Below are 6,250 nucleotides of genomic sequence, written 5' to 3' on the forward strand. Positions count from 1 at the left end.
CCCGGGCGGCCCGGGCATGATGATGACCGAAGGCGGTCCCGGTGGCCCCGGCGGTCATCGCGGGCACGGAATGGAAATGCGCATGAGGAAGGAACTGGACAAGCTGCACGGCCAGTTGAATCTCAACGCGGACCAGGAAAAACTGTGGCAATCCGCGTTGCAAACCATGAAACAAAACCATGAGGCGATGCGCGCAAGCCATCAGCAAATGCGCTCGCAAATGGAATCCATGAAGAACCAGCCCATCCTGGATCTGAACGCAATGTACGCGGCGCATCAGAAGATCGAAGCGCAGAACGCCCAGTTGCGCGACCAGACCAGCGCCGCATGGCTGAACTTCTACAACGCGTTGAATGACCAGCAAAAGACCACGGTCAGCTCGGCATTGAAAGCGCGTTTCGCCAAGATGCATGAGCGCCAGGAAAAGATGCATCAGCGCTGGGAGCAGCGCCGTGGCGCGCCGGGCGCCGGGGCATCGGCGGTACAGCCTTGATGCGTTGATGCCTTGATGCATTCGTCTTTCAAGATCGCCGCGCAGTAAAAAGGCCGTGGACTTTTGGGTCCACGGCCTTTCTTCATCTACAAGCCAGGGCGTTGATCCGGCTCAGGCGAGATCGAACAAGATGACTTCAGCGCCGGTTCCCCGGTCGAGCGTCACCTTCGATACATCCTCGATCTTGGCGGCGTCGCCGGCTGAAAGCGCTTCGCCATTCACCGATATCGCTCCCCTCGCCACGTGTACATACACACGACGGCCGGCGGGCACATCGAATTCGGCGCGCTCGTCGCCATCGAAGAGACCGGCGTAAAGCTCGGCGTTTGCGCCCAGTTTCACCGCGCCGTCCCGTCCTTGCGGCGATGCGATCACCCGCAGGCGGCCACGCTTTTCGGCATCGTCGAAATGCTTTTCTTCATAGCCCGGCGCATCGCCCGCTGCGTCCGGAATGATCCAGATCTGCAGGAAATGCGCAGGCTCGGTCGCCGAGCCGTTGAATTCGCTATGCCGTACGCCCGTGCCGGCGCTCATGCGCTGGACATCGCCGGGACGAATGGTCGAACCGTTGCCCATGCTGTCCTTGTGCGCAAGACCGCCTTCGAGAACATAGCTGATGATCTCCATGTCCCGGTGCCCATGCGTGCCGAACCCCTGCCCCGCCGCGACGCGGTCTTCGTTGATTACCCGCAGCGCGCCGAAATGCACGTGCTCCGGATCGTCGTAGCCTGCAAAAGAGAAGCTGTGATACGAGTCGAGCCACCCGTGGTTGGCGTGGCCGCGTTCATTGGCGCGTCGGATTTCAAACATTTCGAACTCCCTGTGATGTTGCGATGGAGAGAATGTAAGGGCGCACACGCTCCGCAACAACTGTCTGCGCAGGCACCACACCGTCCTGAAAATGCATGTAATCGATGTAACCCGAGCCGCCTCGAGCCCACTCGAGCCCACTTGAGCCGCGCCGGTCCTCGCGGACACAAAGGCTTCGGGTAGAATACCGGCCTTTTCGGGACCGGCTGAAGCCGGGCGGATGGCTGGAGGCGCCCGGAAGTTGCTCCGGACACACTGCCGCGTCGGTCCGGCCGATGGCGATTTTGTCTTTTCAACGCCCTTTCGAACGCTGCGCACCAATTTTGGACATCTAGAATAGGCACCGCCTGGGGCTGTAGCCGGTAAGCGCTCAAGCGGCGGGGCAGGCAAGAGACGCAGTTGAACAGCAAAAAGCGCAGGCAAAAGGCGCAAGCCCACGCGCACGTCACCAAGGAATCTCCATGTTTCTGCAAGGCTACGGGCCGCTCATCCTCTCGGGCACATGGCAAACCGTCAAGCTGGCGGTCTTGTCGCTGGTGTTCGCATTTGTGATCGGACTGATCGGGGCGGCGGCGAAATTGTCGAGAAACCGCATCTCGTCGGGCGTCGGCACGGTCTACACCACGCTCGTGCGCGGCGTTCCCGACCTCGTGCTGATGCTGCTGCTCTTCTACAGCATCCAGATCTGGCTGAACCACCTGACCGACGCGCTCGGCTGGGATCAGATCGATATCGATCCGTTCGTGGCCGGCGTGATCGTGCTCGGGTTCATCTACGGCGCGTATTTCACCGAGACCTTCCGCGGCGCCTTTCTTTCCGTGCCGCGCGGCCAGCTCGAAGCGGGCGCCGCCTACGGCATGACGCCGTGGCAAACCTTCTCGCGAATCATGTTCCCGCAGATGATGCGTTTCGCCCTCCCCGGCATCGGCAATAACTGGCAGGTGATGGTGAAGGCGACGGCGCTGGTATCGATCATCGGTCTCGCCGATGTCGTCAAGGCCGCGCAGGACGCCGGCAAGGGCACGTTGCGGTTCTTCTTTTTCACGCTGCTGGCGGGCGCCGTGTATCTCGTGATCACGACGCTGTCCAATCTCGTGCTGATGAGGCTGGAAAAGCGCTATTCGTCGGGCGTGCGCAAGGCGGATTTATAGGCCTTCGACACCCCGGTCCAGCTCCCTAAAAAGAAACCAGGCACATCCACGCGGCGGAATCCATGCTCGAAATCATCCAGGAATACTGGCGCAATTATCTTTTCACCGACGGTTATCGGATCACCGGCCTTGCCATCACGATGTGGCTGCTGGTTGTATCGATCGTGCTCGGCTTTTGTCTTTCCATTCCGCTGGCGGTCGCGCGGGTATCGAAGAACAAGCTGCTATCGCGCAGCGTCTGGGTCTACACCTACGTTTTCCGCGGCACGCCGCTCTACGTTCAGCTTCTGCTCTGCTACACGGGCCTCTACAGCCTGCAAGTGGTCCGTGATCACGTCCTGCTCAACGAGTTTTTCCGTAACGGCATGAATTGCACGCTGCTCGCGTTCACGCTGAACACGTGCGCCTACACCACAGAAATCTTCGCCGGCGCCATTCGCGCCACGCCTTATGGCGAGATCGAGGCAGCGCGTGCGTACGGGATGTCGTCGTTCACGCTGTATCGGCGGGTGATCCTGCCGTCGGCGCTGCGCCGCGCGCTCCCCTATTACAGCAACGAAGTGATCTTGATGCTGCACGCGACCACCGTCGCGTTCACGGCGACCGTGCCGGACATCCTCAAGATCGCCCGGGACGTGAACTCGGCCACCTATCAATCGTTCCAGGCGTTCGGCATCGCCGGATTGCTCTATTTGTGTATTTCGTTTGCGCTCGTGTGGATGTTTCGCCGCGCGGAACATCGCTGGCTCGCTTACTTGCGGCCGCAAGGTAAATAAGCCCAAGGATCAGGCACACATGAATTCTCCGGCAACCAAGCTTTTCGTCGATGGCCTATACAAGCAGTACGGCGACCACGAAGTCATCAAGGGCGTCTCGCTGCGGGCGAAAGCCGGCGACGTGATCAGCGTCATCGGCTCGTCGGGGTCGGGAAAAAGCACGATGCTTCGCTGCATCAACTTTCTCGAGCAGCCGAACCAGGGCCGGATTTTTGTCGATGGCGAGGAAATCCGCACGCTCAAGGACAAATACGGCGCGCTGAAAGTGGCCGAGCCGAAGCAGTTGCAGCGCATGCGCACGCGCCTTTCCATGGTGTTCCAGCACTTCAACTTGTGGTCGCACCTGAGCGTGCTTGAAAACGTCATGGAAGCGCCGGTAAAGGTGCTCGGGTTATCGAAGAAAGAGGCCGAAGACCGGGCGCGCACCTATCTGGAGAAAGTCGGGCTCGCGCCGCGGCTGGAAAAACAATATCCGTCGCATTTGTCGGGCGGCCAGCAGCAGCGCGTGGCGATTGCGCGCGCGCTCGCCATGCACCCCGACGTCATGCTGTTCGATGAACCCACCTCCGCGCTCGATCCCGAACTCGTTGGCGAGGTGCTGAGGGTCATGCAGACGCTCGCTGAAGAAGGCCGCACGATGATCGTGGTCACTCACGAAATGGCGTTCGCGCGCAATGTATCGAACCACGTGGTGTTCCTGCATCAGGGGCTGATCGAAGAGGAAGGTCATCCCGATGAGGTTTTCGGCAACACACGCAGCGAAAGGCTGAAGCAGTTCCTCTCAGGAAGTCTGAAGTAAAACTACAGAGCGTCGACGTTCTCTTACGAACCAAAAACAGAAGCGCCCTACGGGGCGCTTTTTTTAGTTGGTATCTCTAAACAGGTTCGGCCCGCATTCCGCTTTTTGCATTAGCGGCAGACGTAACGCACGTCAATAGATGCAATCCATAGCGTCAAGTCCGGAAATGAGCCTAAGCCTTACCCCATAAGGAACCGGCCCCGATATCGATCATTTTTTTCATTTGCTGAACACACCAACCATTGCGTTTTTGAGACAGAAGATTGGGAGACAGCAAATTTTTTTGGCGACACAAAGGTAATTTGCTAAATTAGTAATCAAAGTACGGAAACGAAGTTCATTAAAAGTAGTTTTACTTCAAAAAGAACTGAGGAGACACCGATCCATTGGGTCGGTTGTGACGTGGGCGGTCTCTTTGCCCGGATCACGGACACACCTGCCCATTGCGTGTCATCCCTCTCAATAGTTTCCGGTTCGGTGCGCTGGCACCGGACCACTACCGCCGCACTTGGGCTTCTATTTTTTGACAGGGTTGGAGGAGATGATGAAGAAAGCTTTGCTCGCGGCTTCGCTGCTGACGGTCGGCGTTGCAGCACACGCTCAAAGTAGCGTGACGCTCTATGGCCGGCTCGACGCCGGTCTGGAATACATGACGGGCGTGCCGACTGGCTCGAATGCTGCCGGCGCTGCAACCAGCACCGGTCACCGTTTCCGCGCAGAAAGCGGCGACTGGGGTACCAGCCTCTGGGGCATGAAGGGCGTCGAAGACCTGGGTGGCGGCAACAAGGCCGTGTTCCAGTTGGAAGGCAGCTTCAACACCATGACCGGTCAAGGCCCGGGCAACAATGGCATCTTCAATCGTTGGGCGACGGTAGGTATCGCCAACGACCAGTTCGGTACCTTCTTGCTGGGTCGCGAACTGTTCATCTCCAACGGCGTGTGGGACTTTGACCCGTTCGGTCAGTCGAACTGGTCGTCGGCTTCGCTGGTGCGTGGTCGCAACTGGCCGCAATCGAGCAACAACGTGTCGTACCAGTCGCCGAAGGTCGCGGGTTTTGACTTCTACGGTCAATACGCGCTGTCGAACGCAACGAACTGGAACGGTAACGGCACGACGCCGCAAGGCCGTGAAGCTGGTGCACAGGTCACCTACACGACCTCCCTGTTCCAGGTCCGCGGTATGTACGATGAAATCCGCAACGCAGCGAATGGTGCCTTGTACGGTCCGAATCCGGGCGACATCAATGCGGGCAACGTATCGAGCGGCGTGTTTGCGGCATCGCGCGAATACACGGCTGCTGTGAACGTGTTCCTGGGTCAGTTCAAGATCCAGGGCGCTTACCAGGCTATCCGCACGTCGGGCGCCACGAACGTTCTGCCGGGCCAGCCGACGTCGCTTGATCACGAATGGGGCGGTATTACGTGGCAAGCAACGCCGGCAGCTGCAATCATCGCAGCGGCGTATCACGTGAACGGCAACAATGGCGCAGGCAACGCGACGATCTACACGGTCGGCGGCTCGTACAACCTGTCGAAGCGCACGCTGCTGGACATCCAGGTGGCAACGGCTCAGAACAGCAAGGGTGCTAACTACGGCCTGAATGCGAACAACTCAGGTACGGCAGTCAGCACTGACAACCCGCTGCCGGGTCATAGCCAATCCGGTGTTTATGCCGGTATCCAGCACACGTTCTAATCTGACTTGGAGCGGTTGGCCGGAGCATAACGACAGAGAGAGTTTGTTTAAAGCCAGTTTTTCATAGCTTTAATTGGTTTTCACGCTGCTGCGAGAGGCGCGTATCGGTGCGGTGTCCGAAAGGGCATCGCACCGTTTTTTATTGTTTGCACTTGGTTAAAAGTCGCTGCCGGTTGGGAGCTGTTTGCAGCGGTCAATGGCAATGCCGGGTTGCTGCTTCTCAGGCTTTCGCGCGTTTCGTTCCAGCTGATTTTTCCAGCACTATAGTCACTGTCCGTGTACAAAAATGCTGTACTGCGGAGCGTGTTGGCGCTTGGGTAATGGAATGAACGCATCCCACCCGTGAACGTAGCACGATGGAAACTGGACCTCACGGGCCTACTGCGTCAATGTGGCAGGGTGCAAAATGCAAGTATTTCCCAGCGCCAGGAGAATCCGAAATGAATGCTACGCCAGTTGGAGTTGATCTTGCAAAGAGTGTCTTTCAAGTGCACTACATCGACCAGGAAACTGGCGAGATTGTGA

The 6,250-nt window shown here is 58.4% G+C and carries 6 protein-coding genes; 5 read left to right on the forward strand and 1 reads right to left on the reverse strand.

The features are described from left to right. The coding region (locus ACRXB1_RS27730; RefSeq protein WP_449493846.1) for a periplasmic heavy metal sensor at positions 1 to 493 on the forward strand (493 nt) is incomplete at its 5' end. A 111-nt stretch (positions 494 to 604) separates the two neighbouring features. Here ACRXB1_RS27730 and ACRXB1_RS27735 read toward each other — a convergent pair. Continuing rightward, entirely contained in the window at positions 605 to 1,303 is a 699-nt protein-coding gene (locus ACRXB1_RS27735) for a pirin family protein (protein ID WP_075359586.1), read from the reverse strand. A 461-nt stretch (positions 1,304 to 1,764) separates the two neighbouring features. Here ACRXB1_RS27735 and ACRXB1_RS27740 point away from each other — a divergent pair, with 461 nt between their 5' ends. From ACRXB1_RS27740 to ACRXB1_RS27755, 4 genes are all read left to right on the forward strand, one after another. Beyond that, positions 1,765 to 2,454: an ABC transporter permease gene (locus ACRXB1_RS27740; protein WP_449493847.1), complete on the forward strand. Its 690-nt coding sequence runs from the start codon at positions 1,765 to 1,767 to the stop codon at positions 2,452 to 2,454. Between the two features lie 62 nt (positions 2,455 to 2,516). Beyond that, entirely contained in the window at positions 2,517 to 3,230 is a 714-nt protein-coding gene (locus ACRXB1_RS27745) for an ABC transporter permease (RefSeq protein ID WP_061998912.1), read from the forward strand. 19 nt (positions 3,231 to 3,249) lie between these two features. Continuing rightward, positions 3,250 to 4,029: an ABC transporter ATP-binding protein gene (locus ACRXB1_RS27750; protein WP_449493848.1), complete on the forward strand. Its 780-nt coding sequence runs from the start codon at positions 3,250 to 3,252 to the stop codon at positions 4,027 to 4,029. Positions 4,030 to 4,573: 544 nt separating this feature from the next. Further along, a complete protein-coding gene (locus tag ACRXB1_RS27755) occupies positions 4,574 to 5,725 on the forward strand; it encodes a porin (RefSeq protein ID WP_075359636.1) in 1,152 nt (383 codons plus the stop codon). Positions 5,726 to 6,250 lie beyond the last annotated feature (525 nt).

It is taken from the genome of Caballeronia sp. M23-90 (assembly GCF_053574605.1).

Excerpts from the sequence above, each read along its gene's own strand:
- ACRXB1_RS27735 (WP_075359586.1), bottom strand. The coding sequence starts at position 1,303 with ATGTTTGAAATCCGACGCGCCAATGAACGCGGCCACGCCAACCACGGG.
- ACRXB1_RS27740 (WP_449493847.1), top strand. The coding sequence starts at position 1,765 with ATGTTTCTGCAAGGCTACGGGCCGCTCATCCTCTCGGGCACATGGCAA.
- ACRXB1_RS27745 (WP_061998912.1), top strand. The coding sequence starts at position 2,517 with ATGCTCGAAATCATCCAGGAATACTGGCGCAATTATCTTTTCACCGAC.
- ACRXB1_RS27750 (WP_449493848.1), top strand. The coding sequence starts at position 3,250 with ATGAATTCTCCGGCAACCAAGCTTTTCGTCGATGGCCTATACAAGCAG.
- ACRXB1_RS27755 (WP_075359636.1), top strand. The coding sequence starts at position 4,574 with ATGAAGAAAGCTTTGCTCGCGGCTTCGCTGCTGACGGTCGGCGTTGCA.